A 16,462-nucleotide genomic window follows, 5' to 3' on the forward strand; every position below is an offset into this window, starting at 1 on the left:
CCAGGGGATGGGCGCCGTGCTCACGCGGGGGAGTCCCGCAGGATGACCGAGCGCGTCAGGTTCCGGGGCGTGTCCGGGTTCTGACCGCTCGCCAGGGCGAGGTGGACGGCGAGCCGCTGGGCGATCACCAGGTCGGCGAGGGGGTCGAGCGCGTCACCCGTGTCCCCCGAGGCGGAGACGAAGTGGCCGCCGACCCGGGCGATGTCGTCGGCGAGCCCCTGCGGGGCGGTGCCGAAGAGCCAGGCGACGCGCCCCGGGCGGGTGACGCTGATCGGCCCGTGCCGGTACTCCATGGCCGGGTACGCCTCGGTCCACGCGCCGGCCGCCTCGCGCATCTTCAGGGCGGCCTCCTGGGCGAGGCCGTAGGTCCAGCCGGTGCCGAGGAAGGTGAACTGCCCGGCGCCGGTCAGCTCCGGTCCGAGGGGCACGTCGAGGGCCCGCCGGGCGTCGCGCACCGCCTGTGCGACCGGACCGACCCCCGGGGGCGGGGCGGCCTCCGCCTCCAGGTGGGCGCGGAGCAGGATCAGCACCGAGGTGGCGAACCGCGTCTGGACCACGGACTCCTCGTCGGCGAAGTCGAGCACCACCACCGTGTCGGCCGCCGTCATCACGGGGGTGTCCGGGTCCGCCGTGATCGCGCTCGTGGGCACCGAGCCCCGCACGCGGCCGAGCAGGTCGAGGACCTCGGTGGTCGTGCCGGACCGGCTGAGGGCGAGGATCCGGTCGTACCGGCGTCCGTGCGGGAACTCGGAGGCGGCGAAGGCGTCGGTCTCGCCGTGGCCGGCTGCCTCGCGCAGCCGCGCGTAGGCGTGGGCCATGAACCAGGACGTGCCGCAGCCCACCACGGCCACGCGCTCGCCACGCCGCGGCAGCGCGGCGGCGTGGCCGGAGACGGAGTCGGCCGTCCGCCGCCAGACCGCCGGCTGGGAGTCGATCTCGATGGACGTGCGGGAGGTTTCGAAGGTGGTCACGCGGGTTCCTTCTTCTCAAGGGCCCTCGACGGAGGAGCTGATGCGATCCCATGCTGGGCTACGCGCATGTCTGACGTCAAGAGTTGCTTGAAGTGCCACTGTTTCGAGCATAACTGCGCATCCTGTGCGGATGCTGCCCGGTCAGGCGCGGCTCCGGGCCGCCGGGGGCGGGCTCTCGACGCGGACCTCCCGCCGGAACCGTCCGTACACCCCCGCGTCGACGTCCCCCGCCACCGGGCACGGCACCGCCGCCGCCGACAGGGCGACGGCCTCCCGCAGGACGTCGGCCCAGGGGGCGCCGTCCGCCAGGCCCGCCGCCAGCGCGGCCACGCAGGCGTCGCCGGCGCCGGTGGGATTCCCGGAGAGCCGCTCGGGAGGCCTCGCCGTCCAGGCCCCTTCGGGCGTGAGGGCGTACAGCCCCCGGGGCCCGGCGGACGCGACCACCGCGCGGGCGCCCCGCGCGAGCACCGCGGCGGCGGCGGTGGGCAGGTCGGGCCGGCCGGTGGCCGCGGCGAGCTCCTCCGCGTTGGGCTTGACGACGTCGGGGCCCGCTGCCAGGGCGTTCGTCAGCGCGGCCCCGCTGGTATCGAGCACGGTGGCCGCGCCGGCCCGCGCCGCCGCCCGGATCAGCTGCGCGTAGGCGTCGCCGGGCAGGCCGGGCGGGACGCTGCCGCTCAGCACGACGACGCGCACGCCGGGGAGGAGGGCCGCGTACCGCCGGCGGAAGGAGCTCCACTCGGCCGTGGTCACCCGGGGGCCCCGCCCGTTGAAGACGGTGGCGTCGCCGTCCTCGCGGGAGACGACGGCGAGGGTGCGCCGCGACTCCCCGGCCACCTCGGTGAACGCGTCGCGGATCCCGGCGGCGCGGAGTCCGTCCCGGATCAGACGGCCGGTGGGTCCGCCGGCGAGGCCGGTGGCGATCGGGGCGTGCCCGAGGAAGGCGAGCGCGCGGGCCACGTTGACGCCCTTGCCGCCCGCGCGTTCGCGGGCGGCCTCGACGCGGTGCGAGGAGCCGGGGGTCAGGCGTTCGACGTGCCAGGTGACGTCGAGGGCGGCGTTGAGCGTGACGGTGAGGATCACGGCGCCACCGCTCCGCCCCCGCCGCCGGCGCGTCCCCGGGGGCGGAGCCCGACGGTGGTCGTCCGGGGTGGGGCGCAGGTGTTGCGAATCAGGACGCTCTCCCTCTTGGATGCGTGATGCTGCGTGTTCAACGCTCATAACGAGCGTGTCGGTGCATGCAATATGATCGAAGTATCGACGGGTGCTGCCCCGGAGTCCAGAGGCAGAGGTGCGGAGCCCGCCGGTGTGCGGGGTGCGACCGGCGCGCCGGATGCGCGGAGACCGCGCGGTTACGATCGTTTTCGCGCATCCCGCGAGGGGGCGAAGGAGTCCGGGACCCAGAAGGATGTGGCACGTGTCCAAGCAGGAGCGATGGAGCAGGCTGCTGGAGCTGCTCGCGGCCGACGGCAGACTCGACGTGGAGGAGGCCGCCGTCGCGGTCGCCGTGTCGCCCGCCACCATCCGGCGCGACCTCGACGAGCTCGCCGAGCAGAAGCTCCTGGTCCGGACGCGCGGCGGCGCGATGGCGCACGGCGTCTCGTACGAACTCCCGCTGCGCTACAAGTCCTCGCGGCACACCTCCGAGAAGCAGCGGATCGCGACGGCCGTGGTCGGTCTCCTGGCGGAGGGGGACGTCGTCGGACTCAACGGCGGCACCACCACGACGGAGGTGGCCCGCGCGCTGGCGCTCCGCGCGGGCAACGGCGCGGGGGAACGGCACGAGACCCCGGCGGGGCCGCGGTACACCGTGGTGACCAACGCGCTCAACATCGCCGGCGAGCTGGCGGTCCGCCCCCAGTTCAAGCTCGTCGTCACCGGCGGGGTCGCCCGGCCGACGACGTACGAACTGGTGGGTCCGCTCACCGAGGGCGTGCTGAACCAGGTGGTGCTCGACATCGCGGTCCTCGGTGTCGACGGCGTGGATCCGCGGCTCGGGGTGATGACCCGGCACGAGGACGAGGCCGGCATCAGCCGGCTCTTCGCCGAGCGGGCCCGGAAGGTGGTCCTCGCGACGGACTCGACCAAGGTGGGCCAGCGGGCCTTCGCCCGCATCTGCGGCCTCGACCGCGTCGACGTGCTGGTCACCGACACGGGTCTGGCCCCCGACATGGCCGCCCGCTTCACCGAGGCGGGGATCGAGGTCGTCACGGTCTGACCCCGCGGCCGAGCGGCGCCGCCCCGCGGAACGCCGGCCGCGCCCCCCGCCGAGCGGCGCCGCCCCGGCGGGCCGCTCTGCCGCGCCGTCCGCGCGCCCCGCCTCCGTCGGGTACGGAGGCGGGGCGCGGCGTCTTCCCGCCGGTGGGGGCCGACGGGGATGTCAGGGCGCGAGGGCCATGTCGAACAGGTGGATGCCGGCGTTGGCGGGCAGCACGACGAAGGAGACCTGCTTGGCCGGGTCGAGGGCGATCGAGTGCGCGAAGACGCGGTACGCGATGCCGGCGTTGCCGTAGCCGCTCGGCCGGTTGCGCCCGTCGCTCGACGCGACGAGGGTCGCCCCGTGGGCGTTCGCGGGGTCGAAGGACCAGTTCGGGAAGCCGAACGTGCCCGAGGTGGTGGTGCCGTCCGCGTAGTGCACGGTGGCGGTGCCGGTGGCGCCGCTGCCCACGCCCGATCCGAGGAACACGAGCTTGCCGCCCGCGCCGGAGAGGGTCACGGCCTGGCCGGCGGAGGAGACGTTGTCCTTGCTGCCGGGGGCGACGTCCGGCCAGGTCAGACGCGCACCGAGGGCGTTCACCGCGCCGCCCCGGGTGAGGCCGGCGGCGGCCAGCTTCTGCGCGGAGAAGCTGTTGCCCTCGCCGTCGTAGTCGCCCGGCGCGGTGTCGGCCTCGTCCGTGACGGCGACGTTGTTGTACGCGGCGGCGAGCGAGGCCACCGGCGTGCCGCTGAGCTCGGAGCGGGTGCCCGTGGCGGTGCCGGCGCCGTCACCGCCCCGGTAGGTCGCCGTCGCGGTGAAGGTGCGGACGGTGAAGCCGGGCCGGCGCTCGGGGACCTGGATGCGGAAGGTGGCCCGGGCCGTGGCGCCGGCCGCGAAGGTGCCGTCCACCGTCTGCGTCGCCGGCTGCACCGCCCAGCCGACCGGTCCGGCGAAGGAGACCTTCAGTGACCGCAGCCGGTCGGGTCCGGCGTTCCTGACCGTGACCTGCACGGTCGAGATCGCGGGTCCGTCGAGGTCGACGGCGGAGACGGCGACCTCCGTCCTCGGTGCCGTCGCGCCGGCCGGCGTGCCGGACGCCGCCCGCGCGGAGGCGGAGGCGGGGGAGAGGGCCACGACGGCGGTCACGGCCGCGGCCAGGGTTCTGAGGGCGGTGCCCCAGTGGCGGGGGTGTCTCATGTCTTCTGCTCCTGGTGAGGGGGATCGCGGTCGGCGCGTCAGGCGACGGGCGGCATGTCGGAGGGGCGGGAGTCGAGGCCCAGGCGCAGGTTGACCCAGTCGCCGCGGGTGAAGTCCGGTACGGCCACCGGCCGGCCCTCCTTCGCCAGGGACATGACACTCAGGGGGACCGGCGCGCACCAGGCGGCGGAGTCGTAGACGTCGATGTCCGGGACGATCCCGGCCCGCATCTGCTGCACGGTGCGCCACTGGAGCACGTAGTCCATGCCCCCGTGCCCGCCGTTGTTCGCGGCGTCGTCGCCGATCTTCTTCCACAGCCAGTGGTCGAACTCCTTGCGGTACGACCCGAAGTCCCGCCAGGAATGGCCGCCGTGGTCCGGTTCCACGTAGACGCGCCCGCCGCCGGAGGAGACCACGCCCGCGTAGTCCTCGAAGATGCCCCGGCTGCCGGCGAGGGTGTTGATGCGGCTGTACGGCCGGGGCGAGCTGACGTCGTGCTCGGCCCGGATCACGCGGCCCTGCGCCGTGTCGATGAGACAGGTGACGAGGTCGCCGTTGACGTAGGTCTCGTTCCAGGAGGGGTGCGAGCGGTCCACGAAGCGGGCCCGGTAGTCCGCGAGCCCCTTGGCCTCGGTGGCCGTGGCGCGCAGGGTGGTCATCCGGTCCCCGCGGTTGATGTCCATGGCGGCGGCGATCGGCGCGAGGCCGTGCATGGCGTAGAAGGAGGCGGTGCTGCGGGTGTGCCAGAGCCGCCGCCAGCTGTCGGTGTAGTACGTGTCGGAGAACAGCAGCGCGCGCAGGTCGTGCAGGTAGCCGCCGTGGCCGTTGGTGATCTCGCCGAACATGCCCTCGTGCGCCATCTTCAGCATGGCCAGCTCGTTCCGGCCGTAGCTGCAGTTCTCCGCGAGCATCAGGTGCCGGCGGGTGCGCTCGGAGGTGTCGACGAGGTCCCAGAGCTCGTCGAGCCCGGTGGCGATGGGCAGTTCGACGATGACGTGCTTGCCGGCGAGGAGGGCGGCCCTGCCCTGCTCGTAGTGGAACTCCCAAGGGGTGGCGATGTAGACGAGGTCCACGTCGTCACGCCTCAGGAGCTGCTCGAACGAGGCGGCGCCGCCCCCGAGTTCGGCCGGGCGGGGCTTGCCCTGGGCGACGAGCTGGTCGGCGGTCCGCCTGGCCCGGTCGGCCCGGACGTCGCACACGGCGGTCACGACGCAGCCCGGCACCGCGGCCCAGCCCAGTGTCATGCCGCTGCCCCGGTTGCCGAGGCCGATGACGCCGACCCGGACGGTGCGGTGGGCGTCGTACGCGACGTTGATCATCGTCTTCTGTCCGGGCCGGCGGCGGGGCGTGCCGCCCGGCGGCGCCGCGGCCGCCGTCGGCGCCGTCGCGCCGAGCCCGGCCATGGCCGCTCCGGTGGCGACCGCACCCCCCATGAGCGAACGACGCGAGACGGAAGGGAACTTGGGCATGGCGCTCCTCGGGGCGAAGGCGGGCTCGATGGGGCACGACTCTGGCGGCGGCTCCGCCCGGTGTCAAGAGATGCTCGGAATGATGGCTTCATGGATATCTTCAAGCAATCAATCTGCATGAATCGCGCATCCGTCGGGCAGTATGGGTGGGGAGGCCGAGGCGGGTGCGGCGCGGCCCGGCGGGCCGACCGGTGCGTGAGGTCGGACCATAATGAGGAAGGAGCAAGGGGTGTGTGGCCCCGTCGGTGAGAGGGGAGGGGCCTGTGACGACCCCATGGCGACCGGTACGGCAGTCGCGGACGCACGAGCTGGTCCTGGAGGCCGTCGAGCGGCAGCTGCTGGCCGGGGAGCTCAAGGCGGGCGACCGCCTGCCGCCGGAGCGCGAACTCGCGGCGGCCCTCGGCGTGAGCCGGTCGGCGCTGCGCGAGGCGCTGCGGGTGCTGGAGACGATCGGCGTCCTCGTCGCCCAGGTGGGCCGCGGCCCGGACGCGGGCGCCCGGATCGTCCGGGAGCCCGACGACGCCGTGGGGCGGGTCCTCCGGCTGCACCTGGCCCTCGGCAGCTACGGCCTGGAGGACGTGCTGGAGGCCCGCGTCGTCCTGGAGCGCTCCAGCGTCGAGGCGGCGGCGCGGGCGGGGCGCGCCGAGGACTTCGAGGCGGCGGAGGCGCTGCTGGCCGAGATGGCCGGAGCGGAGTCCGACGCGGAGCGGTTCAACGAGCTCGACACCGCCTTCCACGTGCTGCTCGCCCGCTGCTCGGGGAACCACCTGGTGTCCACGCTCACCGCCGCCGTACGGGAGTCCGTGCGCGCCCTCATCCTCGACGCCGGGCGGAAGCTCGACGACTGGCCTGCGACCGCCCGCGCGCTCAACGCCGACCACGCGGAACTCCTGCGGCTCATCGGCGCGGGCGAGGGCGGCGCGGCGGCCGACCTCGTCGAGCGGCACATCCGCGGCTTCCACGGAGCCTTCGTCTCGTCCCGCCCGGAGGGCACCGCCCGCTGAGGCGAGGGGCCGGCCGGCGGTCCGACCCGCCGGCCGGCCCGTACCTCCGTCCGGCACCCTCTCGGCGCTATAAAGGTCCGACCATATTGTGGTCAGATCTTGGCGTGGGCGGTCGGCCCACGTATGGTCGGACCATAAATCGCCCCCGCCCCGGAGGAAGCATGCGCATCGGCCTCTTCGCCACCTGTCTCGGGGACACCCTGTTCCCCGACGCGGTCCGGGCGACCGCCCTGCTGATCACCCGCCTGGGCCACGAGATCGTCTTCCCGCCCGACCAGACCTGCTGCGGGCAGATGCACGTCAACACCGGCTACCAGCGCGAGCCCGTCCCCCTCGTGAGGAACTTCGCCGACCAGTTCGGCGACCCCTCGATCGAGGCCGTCGTCATGCCCTCGGGATCCTGCGCCGGCTCCGTCCGGCACCAGCACGGACTCGTGGCCGAACGGTACGGCGACGCCGTCCTGCGCGCCGGAGTCGCGGTCGTGAAGGCCAAGACGTACGAACTCTCCGAGTTCTTGGTCGACGTCCTCGACGCCACCGACGTCGGCGCCTGGTTCCCGCACCGCGTCACCTACCACCCGACGTGCCACTCCCTGCGGATGCTCGGCGTCGGGGACAAACCGCTCCGGCTGCTGCGGGCGGTGGAGGACATCGACCTCGTCGAACTCCCCGAGGCGGACGCCTGCTGCGGCTTCGGCGGCACCTTCGCCCTCAAGAACGCCGCCACCTCCACCGCCATGCTGCGCGACAAACTCGACCACATCACGGCGACGGACGCGGCGGTCTGCACGGCCGGGGACTCCTCCTGCCTGATGCACATCGGCGGCGGGCTGTCCCGGATCCGCTCCGCCACCCGCACGCTCCACCTCGCCGAGATCCTCGCCGCCACCCGTACCGCTCCGTACGCACCGCTGGAGACCACCTCATGAGCAGCACCTTCCTCGGCATGCCCGCACCCCCGCCCCGCTCCCCCTACGGCGAGGGGAACCTCCGGGGCGAGCGGGCCTTCCCCGAGGCCGCGGCGCGCGAACTCGGCAACGACCAGCTGCGCGACAACCTCCACCGGGCCACCCGCACCATCCGCGCCAAGCGGCTCGCCGTCACCGCCGAGCTCCCCGACTGGGAGGAGCTGCGCGCCGCGGGCGCCGCCGTCAAGGAGGAGGCGATGAGCCGGCTGCCGGAACTCCTGGAGCAGCTGGAGGCGAAGGTCACCGAGGCCGGCGGCACCGTGCACTGGGCCCGGGACGCGGCGGAGGCGAACGCCCTGGTGACCGAGCTCGTCGCGGCCACCGGCAGCCGCGAGGTGATCAAGGTCAAGTCCATGGCCACCCAGGAGATCGGGCTCAACGAGCACCTGGAGAGCCAGGGCGTCACCGCCCACGAGACCGACCTCGCCGAACTCATCGTGCAGCTCGCCGACGACAAGCCCTCCCACATCCTGGTCCCCGCCATCCACCGCAACCGCGAGGAGATCCGCCGGATCTTCCTCGAAGGGATCCCCGGCGTCGACCCCGGCCTCGGCTCCGTCCCCGCCGAACTGGCCGCCGCCGCGCGGGCGTACCTGCGCGAGAAGTTCATGACGGTCCCCGTCGCCGTCTCCGGCGCCAACTTCGGGATCGCCGAGACCGGCACCCTGTCGGTCGTCGAGTCCGAGGGCAACGGCCGGATGTGCCTGACCCTCCCCAGGACGCTCATCACCGTCATGGGCATCGAGAAGGTCCTGCCCCGCTACTCCGACCTCGAGGTCTTCCTCCAGCTCCTGCCCCGCTCGTCGACCGGCGAGCGGATGAACCCGTACACCACCCTGTGGACCGGGGTCACCCCGGGCGACGGACCGCAGGACTTCCACCTCGTCCTCCTCGACAACGGCCGCACCGCCGCCCTCGCCGACCCGATCGGCCGCGAAGCCCTCCACTGCATCCGCTGCTCGGCCTGCCTGAACGTCTGCCCGGTCTACGAGCGGGTCGGCGGCCACGCGTACGGCTCCACCTACCCCGGGCCCATCGGCGCCGTCCTCACCCCCCAGCTCGCCGGGACCCACGCCGCGAAGGACGACCCCAACGCCTCGCTCCCGTACGCCTCGACCCTCTGCGGCGCCTGCTACGACGCCTGCCCGGTCAAGATCGACATCCCCTCGCTGCTGGTGGAGCTCCGCCACCAGACCACCGAACGCACCGGCCGCGGCGCGGAACGGCTCGCCATGAAGGCCGCCGCCGCCGTCATGGGCCGCCCGAAGCTCTACACGACGGCCCAGCGCGCCGCCGTCGTCGGCCGGATCGCCGCCGGCCGGGACGGGAAGATCTCCCACCTGCCGCCCCCGCTCGCGGGCTGGACCGACAGTCGCGACATCCCCGCCCCGCCCCGCCGCACCTTCCGTGCCTGGTACGCCTCCGAGGAGGGCCGGAGCGCCCTCGAAGCGGCGGCCGCCGACCATCGCGTTGCCGCGGACCACCGTGCCGCCGCCGATCCCCGTGCGGCCGCCGACCACCCCACGGAAGGCGAGCAGCGCGCGGCCGCCGGCCGCCGCACGGAGGACGACCACCGCACGGCCGCCGACCACCCCACGGAAGAAGACCACCGCACGGCCACCGACACCCCCGAGGAGGAGCGATGAACGCCCGGGAGACCGTCCTCGGCCGGGTGCGGGACGCGCTCGCGCTCGCCCCCCGCCCCGCCGTCACCGTCCCCCGCGCCTACCGGCGCGGACGCGAGCTGCCCGGCGCGGACCGCCTCGCCCTCCTCACCGACCGCCTCGTCGACTACAAGGCACGGGTGCGCACCTGCGCCGCGACCGGGACCGCCGCGACCCTCGCCGAGGTGCTGACCGGCCTCGGCGCCGACCGGGTCGGCGTCCCCGAGGGCCTCGACCCCGCCTGGCTCGCCGACTGGACCGGCGACCTCGTCGAGGACCGCCCCGACGTCCCCGCCCCGTCCCTGGCGGAGCTCGACGCGGTCGTGACGGCCTCGGCCGTGACCTGCGCCGAGACCGGCACGATCTTCCTCGACGGCTCCTCCGGCCAGGGCCGGCGCGCGCTCACCCTCGTCCCCGACGTCCACGTCTGCGTCGTGGACCTCTCCCAGGTCACCGTGGGCCTCCCGGAGGCGCTGGCACGGCTGGTGCCCGAGCGTCCGACGACCATGATCAGCGGTCCGTCGGCCACCTCCGACATCGAACTCGAACGCGTGGAGGGCGTCCACGGCCCCCGCACCCTCGTCGTGGTCGTCCGCACCGACCGCTGACAGGGGCCGTGGCGGGGCGGCCACCCGGGCGGTCCGGACCGACAGCCCGCCGGGCGGTCGGGACGGTCAGCCGTCCGGGCCGGTCCGGACCGTCGCCGTCCGCGGAGAGGTCCTCGAAGCAGCGGGCCACCGTGGGACGGGACGGGACGGGCCGACCCGGAGCCGGGCGGCGCGTCGGGGGCGGCCGGTCAGAACGCCACCCGCACGGTCAGCCCGCCGCCCTCGCCCTCCGGATGCGCCGTCGCCGTAGCGGTGGCGCCGTGCGCGCGGGCGATCGCGTCGACGATCGACAGACCGAGGCCCGCGCCCTCTCCCGGCGCGTGGGTGCGCTCGTTCAGCCGGCGGAAGGGCTCGAAGAGCAGCGCGACGGTGTCGGGCGGGACGACCGGGCCGGTGTTGGACACCTCGATCCCGGTGCCCGGGCCGGTACGCACCTCGACCCGGCCGCGCGGGACGTTGTGCCGCACCGCGTTCGCCACCAGGTTGTGCAGCAGCCGCTCCAGGAGCACCGGGTCCCCCTCCACGTCCAGCGGCAGCGCCCGCACGTCGAGGGTCACGCCCCGCTCCGCCGCCTCGTCGGCCAGCGCGCCCGCCGCCCGTCGCGCGAGCTCGTCCACCGCGACGGTCCCGCGCTCCTTGAGGCCCTGCTCGGAGGCGGCCAGGAGCAGCAGGCCCTCGATGATCCGCTCGCTGCCGTCCGCGACCTCGATCAGCTTCGCCCGCATCCGCGCCACCCGCTCGGGCGGCGGGTCGCCCGCGAGCCCGATCTCGGCGGCCGCCCGCTGGACGGCGAGCGGGGTGCGCAGCTCGTGCGCGGCGTTGGCGGCGAACCGCTGCTGGGCGGAGACCAGCCGCTCCATCCGGCCGAGCATCCCGTCGAAGGTGTCGGCGAGCCGCTTGAGCTCGCCGGGCGGCGCGTCGAGGGCGATCCTCTCGTGCAGGTTCTCCCCGGAGAGGCGGCGGGCCGTGTCCGTGATGACGGCGATCGGCCGGAGCACCCGGCCCGCCGTCCACCAGGCGAGCGCGACCGACAGGACCGCGTAGCAGACGAGCACGGCGACGGAGACGGTCAGCAGCCGTTCGAGCGCGGCGGACTCCGCCGCGTCGCTCACCGTCCGTGTGATGGCCAGCGCCTCACCCGGCTGGACACCGAGCCCCGGACGGGGCAGGGGGCTCGCGGGCGCGACGCTCGGCAGACCGGTGGGCAGGGTCGTCTCCCACGGGGCCGTCGGCCCGTCGAGGCGCCGCGCCGGGACGGCGGTGGTCACGGCCATGCTGATCGACGAGTACATGCCCTCCCGCACCAGCGCGTACACGACGCCCGTGAGCAGCGATCCGGCGAGCACGAGCAGCGCGGCGTAGAGCGCCGTCAGCCGGGCCCGCTCGCTGCGGAACGGCAGCAGCCGTCCGGCCACGGCGCCGGGGACCCCCGCACCCGAGGCTCCGGCCGGCCCCCGCCGCGACCGCCACCGCGCGGCGAGCCGCCCGCGCACCCCGACCCCCGCCTCGCCCGCGCCCCCGCCGGGTGCGCCGCGCCCGCCCCGTACGCCGTGCTCCCCGGGTGCGTCGCCCTCGCCGCGCTCCCCGCGTCCGTCCCGCCGCCCGCTCACGGCACGATCCGGTAGCCCGCGCCCGGCACCGTCTCCACCACCGGTGGCTCGCCGAGCTTGGCGCGGAGCTTGCTGAGCGTCACCCGCACCGCGTTCGTGCGGTAGCTGGTGTGCTCCTCCCAGACCCGCTCGATCAGGTCCTCGCCGCTCACCACCGCGCCCTCGGCCCGCAGCAGCTCCTCCAGGACGCCGAACTCCTTGGGGGAGAGGTGGAGGTGCCGGCCGTCGCGGCTCGCCTGGCGGCGGGCGGTGTCCAGGACGATCCCGGCCCGCTCGAGGACCGGCGGCAGCGCGGGCCTGGTGCGGCGGCCGAGGGCAAGGACGCGGGCGAGCAGTTCGTCGTACGCGAAGGGCTTGGCCAGGTAGTCGTCCGCGCCGAGCCCGAGGCCCTCGACCCGGTCCCGCAGGGTGCCCGCCGCCGTCAGCATCAGGATCCGGGTCATCAGCCGCTGCTCGACCACCCGGCGGCACACCTCGTCGCCGCGGATCCCCGGCAGGTCCCGGTCGAGGACGAGGACGTCGTACTCCCCCAGCCGGAGCTTCCGCAGGGCTTCGAGCCCGTCGGGTGCCACGTCCACGGCGAGCGCGTCCCGGCGCAGCCCTTCCGCGATCATCTCCGCGAGGAACGCCTCGTCCTCCACCACCAGTACGCGCATGCCCCCTGTGTATCCGAAACGGACCTTTCGCCGATGTAAACGAAACCGCTGAGAGAACCGAAACACCCCCGCGCGGCACTGTCCCCCCATGACGATTCGACGGATCATCCGGACGGCCGCCGCCCCTTCCCTGGCCGCGGCCCTCGCCCTCTTCGCCACCGCCTGCTCGGGCTCCGGGGCGGGCGGGAAGGACGAAGGAGGCGCGAGCGACGCGGGCAAGAAGGCCGACCAGGCCTTCGAGCACCGCAAGTGCCTGCGTGAGCAGGGCCTCGACGTGCCCGAGCCGAAGCCGGGCGAGCAGGGGGTGGGGCTCACCATCGGCGGCGACGGCATGTCGAAGGAGAAGATGGAGAAGGCGTTCAAGGCCTGCGCGGACAAGGCCGGCGGCGCCGGGTTCGGCAAGGAGCCGACGCAGGCCGACAAGGACAAGGCGCTCGCGTACGCGAAGTGCATGCGTGAGAACGGCTTCAACATGCCCGACCCGAGCTTCGACGGCGGGGCCCAGAAGGCCATGCCGATACCGCAGGGCGCGGAGAAGCAGAAGTTCGAGAAGGCCATGAAGGCGTGCGAAGGCGTCGGCCGATGAGCGGCGGCGCACCTGACCCCCGCACCGAAGGCACATGGGACCCGCGCGCCGAAGGCACGCCAGACCTCCGCACCGAAGGCACGTCGGACCCCCGAGCCGCCGGCATGCCGGACCCCCGTGCCGGCGGGGCACGGCCCCTGGGGCGGCGCCGGCTCTGGCTCGCCCTCGTGACGCTCCTCGCCCTCACGGGCGGCGGCGTCGCCGTCACCGCCCTCGCGACCCCGTCGAAGGCACCGGCGGGCGACACGGACACCAAGGGGCCGCCGCCCGCCACGGCGCCGGTCACCCGCGGCGACCTCACGGACAGCTCCTCGCGCGACGGCACGCTCGGGCACCTGGGGGAGCGGAAGATCAACGCGGGCGGCCCCGGCGGCACCCTCACCTGGCTCGCCCCGGCCGGCTCCGTCGTGGAGCGCGACGAGCGGCTGTACGAGGTCGACGGCGAGGCCGTCCGGCTCATGTACGGCGACGAGCCCATGTACCGGACCCTGAAGGCCGGCGACAAGGGCAAGGACGTGCGGCAGCTGGAGGAGAACCTCGCCGCGCTCGGCCACACCGGCTTCGACGTCGACGAGGAGTACACGGACAGGACCGCGGCGGCGGTCAAGCGCTGGCAGAAGTCCCACGACCTGAAGCAGACCGGCACCGTCGGCCCGGACCGGATCGCCTTCGCGGGCAGCGCCGTACGGGTCAAGGAGGCGGGCCCGGACGCCGGCGCGGGCGGCCAGGGGCGGATCGCCCCCGGCGACCGCCTCGCCACCGGCACCCCCGTCCTCACCGTGACCGGCTCCGAGCGGGTCGTCACCTTCGACGTCCCGGCCGCCGAGGCCGCGACCGCGAGGACCGGCACCAAGGTCACGGTGACGCTCCCCGACGGGACGCGGCTGCCGGGCAGAGTGACCGCCGTCGGCAGGACCGCGACGGCGGGCGACGACCCGCAGGACAAGACCCCGAAGATCGACGTCACCGTCTCCTTCGACGACCCGGGCGAGGTCAAGGGCGTCGACCAGTCCCCGGTCACCGTCGAGCTCACCGGCGAGACCCGCAGGGACGTCCTCTCCGTCCCCGTCAACGCCCTCCTCGCCCTCCCCGACGGCGGATTCGGCGTCCAGGTCGTGGAGAACGGCACGACCCGGGACGTCAGGGTCGAGCTCGGCATGTTCGCCCGGGGCAGGGTCGAGGTCAGCGGCGACGGCCTGAGCGCGGGCGCGAAGGTCGGGGTGCCGTCCTGATGACCGGCACGCCCCACCCCGTACCGGGCCCTGGCTCGGGCTTCGACTTCGGCTCCGGTTCCGACTTCGGCTCGGGCTCCGACTTCGGCTCCGGTTCCGGCCTCGGCTCCGGCCACGATCCCGTCCTCGGCTCCGGCCCCGGACCGGCCGCCCGGCCCGGACGTCCGGAGCGAGCACCGGCACAAGCACCGGCACCAGCACCAGCACCGGCACCGGCACAAGCACCGACACCGGCCCTGGCCTCGCCGGCCTCCCGGACGCCCGTCGTCGAGCTGCGGCACGTCGTCAAGGAGTACGCGGGCGGCGTCCGCGCGCTCGACGGCGTCGACCTCACCGTGGAGGAGGGCGAGCTCGTCGGCATCGTCGGTCCCTCCGGCTCCGGCAAGTCGACCCTCCTGCACATCGTCGGCACCCTCGACCGGCCCACCACCGGCACCGTCGCGATCGCCGGCCACGACATCGCCGCGCTCACCGACCGGAAGCTGTCCGCGCTGCGCGCCCGCCACATCGGCTTCGTCTTCCAGGCCTTCCACCTGGCCCCGGGCGTCTCCGCCGTCGACAACGTCGCCGAAGGACTCCTGTACTCCGGCCTGCCCCGGTCCCGCCGCCGCGCGCTCGCCGCCGAGGCGCTGGCCCGGGTCGGCCTCGCCGACCGCGCCCGGCACCGGCCGCACGAGCTGTCCGGCGGCCAGAAGCAGCGCGTCGCGATCGCCCGCGCGATCGTCGGAGCGCCTGACCTGCTCCTCGCCGACGAACCCACCGGAGCGCTGGACACGGCGTCCGGAGAGGCGGTCATGGAACTGCTGCGCACCCTGAACGAGGAGGGCGCCACGATCGCCGTCATCACCCACGACCTGGAGATCGCGCAGCGCCTGCCCCGCCGGGTCGGGATCCGGGACGGCCGGGTCGTCGCCGACTCCGCGCACGGAAAGGTCGTGGTGTGATGCGCGGCAGGCGCAGGAAGGACCACGCCCCCGCGGCGCCCGGACGCCGGTCCGTGACCCTCAGGGCCCGCCGGCTCAGCCCGCGCGACGTCCTGCACGTCGGCTCGGCGGGGCTGCGCAGCCGCCCCGTGCGGGTCGTCCTGTCTGCGCTCGGCATCGCCATCGGCATCGCGACGATGATCGCGGTCGTCGGCATCTCGGCGTCCAGCCAGGCGCAGCTGCTCCAGCGGCTCGACGCGCTCGGCACCAACATGCTGGTCGCCGAGCCCGGCGAGGGGATGTTCAGCGGCCAGGAGGTGAAGCTGCCCAAGGACGCCGTCGGGATGGTCGGACGCATCGAGGGCGTGGAGCGGGCGGGCGCGACGGGGGATCTCCGGCACTCGGTGCGCCGCTCGCGTCTGATCCCGGAGGAGGAGACCGGCGGGATCGCCGTGAAGGCGGCGACGGAGGGGCTCCTCGGCGTGCTGCGCGGCACGACGGCGTCCGGCACCTGGCTGAACGCCGCCAACGGCCGCTATCCGGCCGTGGTCCTCGGACACGTCGCCGCCGAACGCCTCGGCATCGACCGGCCGGGCCGGCAGGTCTGGATCGGCGACCGCTACTTCACCGTCGCCGGCATCCTCGCCCCCCTCCCGCTCGCCCCCGAGATCGAGCGCTCCGCGCTCGTCGGCTGGGAGAGCGCCCAGAGCCTCCTGGGCTTCGACGGCCACCCCACGGCGGTGTACGAGCGGTCCACGGACGCCTCCGTCCGCCAGGTCCAGCGGCTCCTCGCCCCGACGATCGACCCGCGCAACCCGCAGAACGTCGCGGTGAGCGACCCGTCGGAGGCGCTGCAGGCGAAGGCGGCGACCGAGGGCGCCTTCTCCACCCTGCTCCTCGGGCTCGGCGGGATCGCCCTCCTCGTCGGGGGCGTGGGCGTCGCCAACACGATGATCATCTCGGTCCTCGAACGCCGCCACGAGATCGGCCTCCGCCGCTCGCTCGGCGCGACCAGGGGCCAGATCCGCATCCAGTTCGTCACCGAGTCCCTGATGCTCTCCGGCCTCGGCGGCGTCGCCGGGGTGGCCCTGGGCGCGGCGGCGACGGGCGTGTACGCCTCCACCGGCGGACTGCCCTGGGTGGTCCCGCCGTGGGCGGCGGGCGCCGGCTTCGCCGCGACGCTCGCGATCGGCACGGTCGCGGGCCTCTACCCGGCGGTCCGCGCCTCCCGCCAGCCGCCGACCTCGGCTTTGGCGGCGGGGTAGCGCTCCCTGCGACCTCGGCCCTGGCGGCGGGATAGCGCCCCCGCGCCACCCCGCCGCCGCCCGTGCCCGGACCGGTGCCCACCGGTCCGGGCACGGGCCGTCCCACCCCGGGAAA

At 74.8% G+C, this 16,462-nt stretch carries 15 protein-coding genes; 9 read left to right on the forward strand and 6 right to left on the reverse strand.

Annotated elements, in window-relative coordinates; translation table 11 throughout:
- Positions 1 to 20 precede the first annotated feature (20 nt).
- Positions 21 to 971, reverse strand: coding sequence for an SIS domain-containing protein (locus tag ACF1BN_RS09005; protein WP_392330912.1), 951 nt, complete (start codon positions 969 to 971; stop codon positions 21 to 23).
- A 141-nt stretch (positions 972 to 1,112) separates the two neighbouring features.
- Complete coding sequence (locus ACF1BN_RS09010; RefSeq protein ID WP_392330913.1) at positions 1,113 to 2,051, reverse strand: 1-phosphofructokinase family hexose kinase; 939 nt, start codon at positions 2,049 to 2,051, stop codon at positions 1,113 to 1,115.
- 334 nt (positions 2,052 to 2,385) lie between these two features.
- On the opposite strand from ACF1BN_RS09010, the gene ACF1BN_RS09015 reads away from it, so the two are divergent.
- Positions 2,386 to 3,186 (forward strand): DeoR/GlpR family DNA-binding transcription regulator, encoded by an 801-nt coding sequence (locus ACF1BN_RS09015; protein ID WP_392330914.1) that lies wholly within the window; start codon positions 2,386 to 2,388, stop codon positions 3,184 to 3,186.
- A 162-nt stretch (positions 3,187 to 3,348) separates the two neighbouring features.
- On the opposite strand, the gene ACF1BN_RS09020 is transcribed toward ACF1BN_RS09015, so the two are convergent.
- Both ACF1BN_RS09020 and ACF1BN_RS09025 read right to left on the reverse strand, forming a co-directional pair.
- Positions 3,349 to 4,362, reverse strand: a complete 1,014-nt coding sequence (locus ACF1BN_RS09020; RefSeq protein ID WP_392330915.1) for an NEW3 domain-containing protein — start codon at positions 4,360 to 4,362, stop codon at positions 3,349 to 3,351.
- Between the two features lie 38 nt (positions 4,363 to 4,400).
- Complete coding sequence (locus ACF1BN_RS09025; RefSeq protein WP_392330916.1) at positions 4,401 to 5,831, reverse strand: Gfo/Idh/MocA family protein; 1,431 nt, start codon at positions 5,829 to 5,831, stop codon at positions 4,401 to 4,403.
- A gap of 263 nt (positions 5,832 to 6,094) precedes the next feature.
- On the opposite strand from ACF1BN_RS09025, the gene ACF1BN_RS09030 reads away from it, so the two are divergent.
- From ACF1BN_RS09030 to ACF1BN_RS09045, 4 genes are all read left to right on the forward strand, one after another.
- Positions 6,095 to 6,835 (forward strand): FadR/GntR family transcriptional regulator, encoded by a 741-nt coding sequence (locus ACF1BN_RS09030; RefSeq protein WP_392330917.1) that lies wholly within the window; start codon positions 6,095 to 6,097, stop codon positions 6,833 to 6,835.
- Positions 6,836 to 6,996: 161 nt separating this feature from the next.
- A complete protein-coding gene (locus tag ACF1BN_RS09035) occupies positions 6,997 to 7,764 on the forward strand; it encodes a (Fe-S)-binding protein (protein ID WP_392330918.1) in 768 nt (255 codons plus the stop codon).
- The gene (locus tag ACF1BN_RS09040; protein WP_392330919.1) at positions 7,761 to 9,449 is read left to right on the forward strand and encodes a lactate utilization protein B; all 1,689 of its coding nucleotides are present in this window, start codon (positions 7,761 to 7,763) and stop codon (positions 9,447 to 9,449) included. Before ACF1BN_RS09035 ends, ACF1BN_RS09040 begins: the two co-directional genes overlap by 4 nt.
- Positions 9,446 to 10,075 carry a lactate utilization protein C gene (locus tag ACF1BN_RS09045; protein ID WP_392330920.1) on the forward strand — a complete coding sequence of 210 codons (630 nt, stop codon included), beginning with the start codon at positions 9,446 to 9,448 and terminating at the stop codon, positions 10,073 to 10,075. The genes ACF1BN_RS09040 and ACF1BN_RS09045 overlap by 4 nt, the downstream gene beginning before the upstream one ends.
- Positions 10,076 to 10,263: 188 nt before the next feature.
- Here ACF1BN_RS09045 and ACF1BN_RS09050 read toward each other — a convergent pair whose 3' ends face one another.
- Both ACF1BN_RS09050 and ACF1BN_RS09055 read right to left on the reverse strand, forming a co-directional pair.
- Positions 10,264 to 11,475: an ATP-binding protein gene (locus ACF1BN_RS09050; protein WP_392331019.1), complete on the reverse strand. Its 1,212-nt coding sequence runs from the start codon at positions 11,473 to 11,475 to the stop codon at positions 10,264 to 10,266.
- A 206-nt stretch (positions 11,476 to 11,681) separates the two neighbouring features.
- Complete coding sequence (locus ACF1BN_RS09055; RefSeq protein WP_392330921.1) at positions 11,682 to 12,341, reverse strand: response regulator transcription factor; 660 nt, start codon at positions 12,339 to 12,341, stop codon at positions 11,682 to 11,684.
- Positions 12,342 to 12,429: 88 nt separating this feature from the next.
- On the opposite strand from ACF1BN_RS09055, the gene ACF1BN_RS09060 reads away from it, so the two are divergent.
- From ACF1BN_RS09060 to ACF1BN_RS09075, 4 genes are all read left to right on the forward strand, one after another.
- Positions 12,430 to 12,927, forward strand: coding sequence for a hypothetical protein (locus ACF1BN_RS09060; RefSeq protein WP_392330922.1), 498 nt, complete (start codon positions 12,430 to 12,432; stop codon positions 12,925 to 12,927).
- A gap of 104 nt (positions 12,928 to 13,031) precedes the next feature.
- Positions 13,032 to 14,159, forward strand: coding sequence for a peptidoglycan-binding protein (locus ACF1BN_RS09065; RefSeq protein WP_392330923.1), 1,128 nt, complete (start codon positions 13,032 to 13,034; stop codon positions 14,157 to 14,159).
- Positions 14,159 to 15,103: an ABC transporter ATP-binding protein gene (locus tag ACF1BN_RS09070; protein WP_392330924.1), complete on the forward strand. Its 945-nt coding sequence runs from the start codon at positions 14,159 to 14,161 to the stop codon at positions 15,101 to 15,103. The genes ACF1BN_RS09065 and ACF1BN_RS09070 overlap by 1 nt, the downstream gene beginning before the upstream one ends.
- Positions 15,103 to 16,347 (forward strand): ABC transporter permease, encoded by a 1,245-nt coding sequence (locus ACF1BN_RS09075; RefSeq protein WP_392330925.1) that lies wholly within the window; start codon positions 15,103 to 15,105, stop codon positions 16,345 to 16,347. The genes ACF1BN_RS09070 and ACF1BN_RS09075 overlap by 1 nt, the downstream gene beginning before the upstream one ends.
- Positions 16,348 to 16,462: the final 115 nt, after the last annotated feature.

This window comes from Streptomyces sp. NPDC014861 (genome assembly GCF_043081625.1).
Lineage (GTDB): Bacteria > Actinomycetota > Actinomycetes > Streptomycetales > Streptomycetaceae > Streptomyces.

Bases quoted from the DNA above. Each gene is read 5' to 3' on its own strand.
- ACF1BN_RS09020 (WP_392330915.1), bottom strand. From the start codon at position 4,362: ATGAGACACCCCCGCCACTGGGGCACCGCCCTCAGAACCCTGGCCGCG.
- ACF1BN_RS09025 (WP_392330916.1), bottom strand. From the start codon at position 5,831: ATGCCCAAGTTCCCTTCCGTCTCGCGTCGTTCGCTCATGGGGGGTGCG.
- ACF1BN_RS09035 (WP_392330918.1), top strand. From the start codon at position 6,997: ATGCGCATCGGCCTCTTCGCCACCTGTCTCGGGGACACCCTGTTCCCC.
- ACF1BN_RS09040 (WP_392330919.1), top strand. From the start codon at position 7,761: ATGAGCAGCACCTTCCTCGGCATGCCCGCACCCCCGCCCCGCTCCCCC.
- ACF1BN_RS09045 (WP_392330920.1), top strand. From the start codon at position 9,446: ATGAACGCCCGGGAGACCGTCCTCGGCCGGGTGCGGGACGCGCTCGCG.
- ACF1BN_RS09055 (WP_392330921.1), bottom strand. From the start codon at position 12,341: ATGCGCGTACTGGTGGTGGAGGACGAGGCGTTCCTCGCGGAGATGATC.
- ACF1BN_RS09060 (WP_392330922.1), top strand. From the start codon at position 12,430: ATGACGATTCGACGGATCATCCGGACGGCCGCCGCCCCTTCCCTGGCC.
- ACF1BN_RS09065 (WP_392330923.1), top strand. From the start codon at position 13,032: ATGCCGGACCCCCGTGCCGGCGGGGCACGGCCCCTGGGGCGGCGCCGG.
- ACF1BN_RS09070 (WP_392330924.1), top strand. From the start codon at position 14,159: ATGACCGGCACGCCCCACCCCGTACCGGGCCCTGGCTCGGGCTTCGAC.
- ACF1BN_RS09075 (WP_392330925.1), top strand. From the start codon at position 15,103: ATGCGCGGCAGGCGCAGGAAGGACCACGCCCCCGCGGCGCCCGGACGC.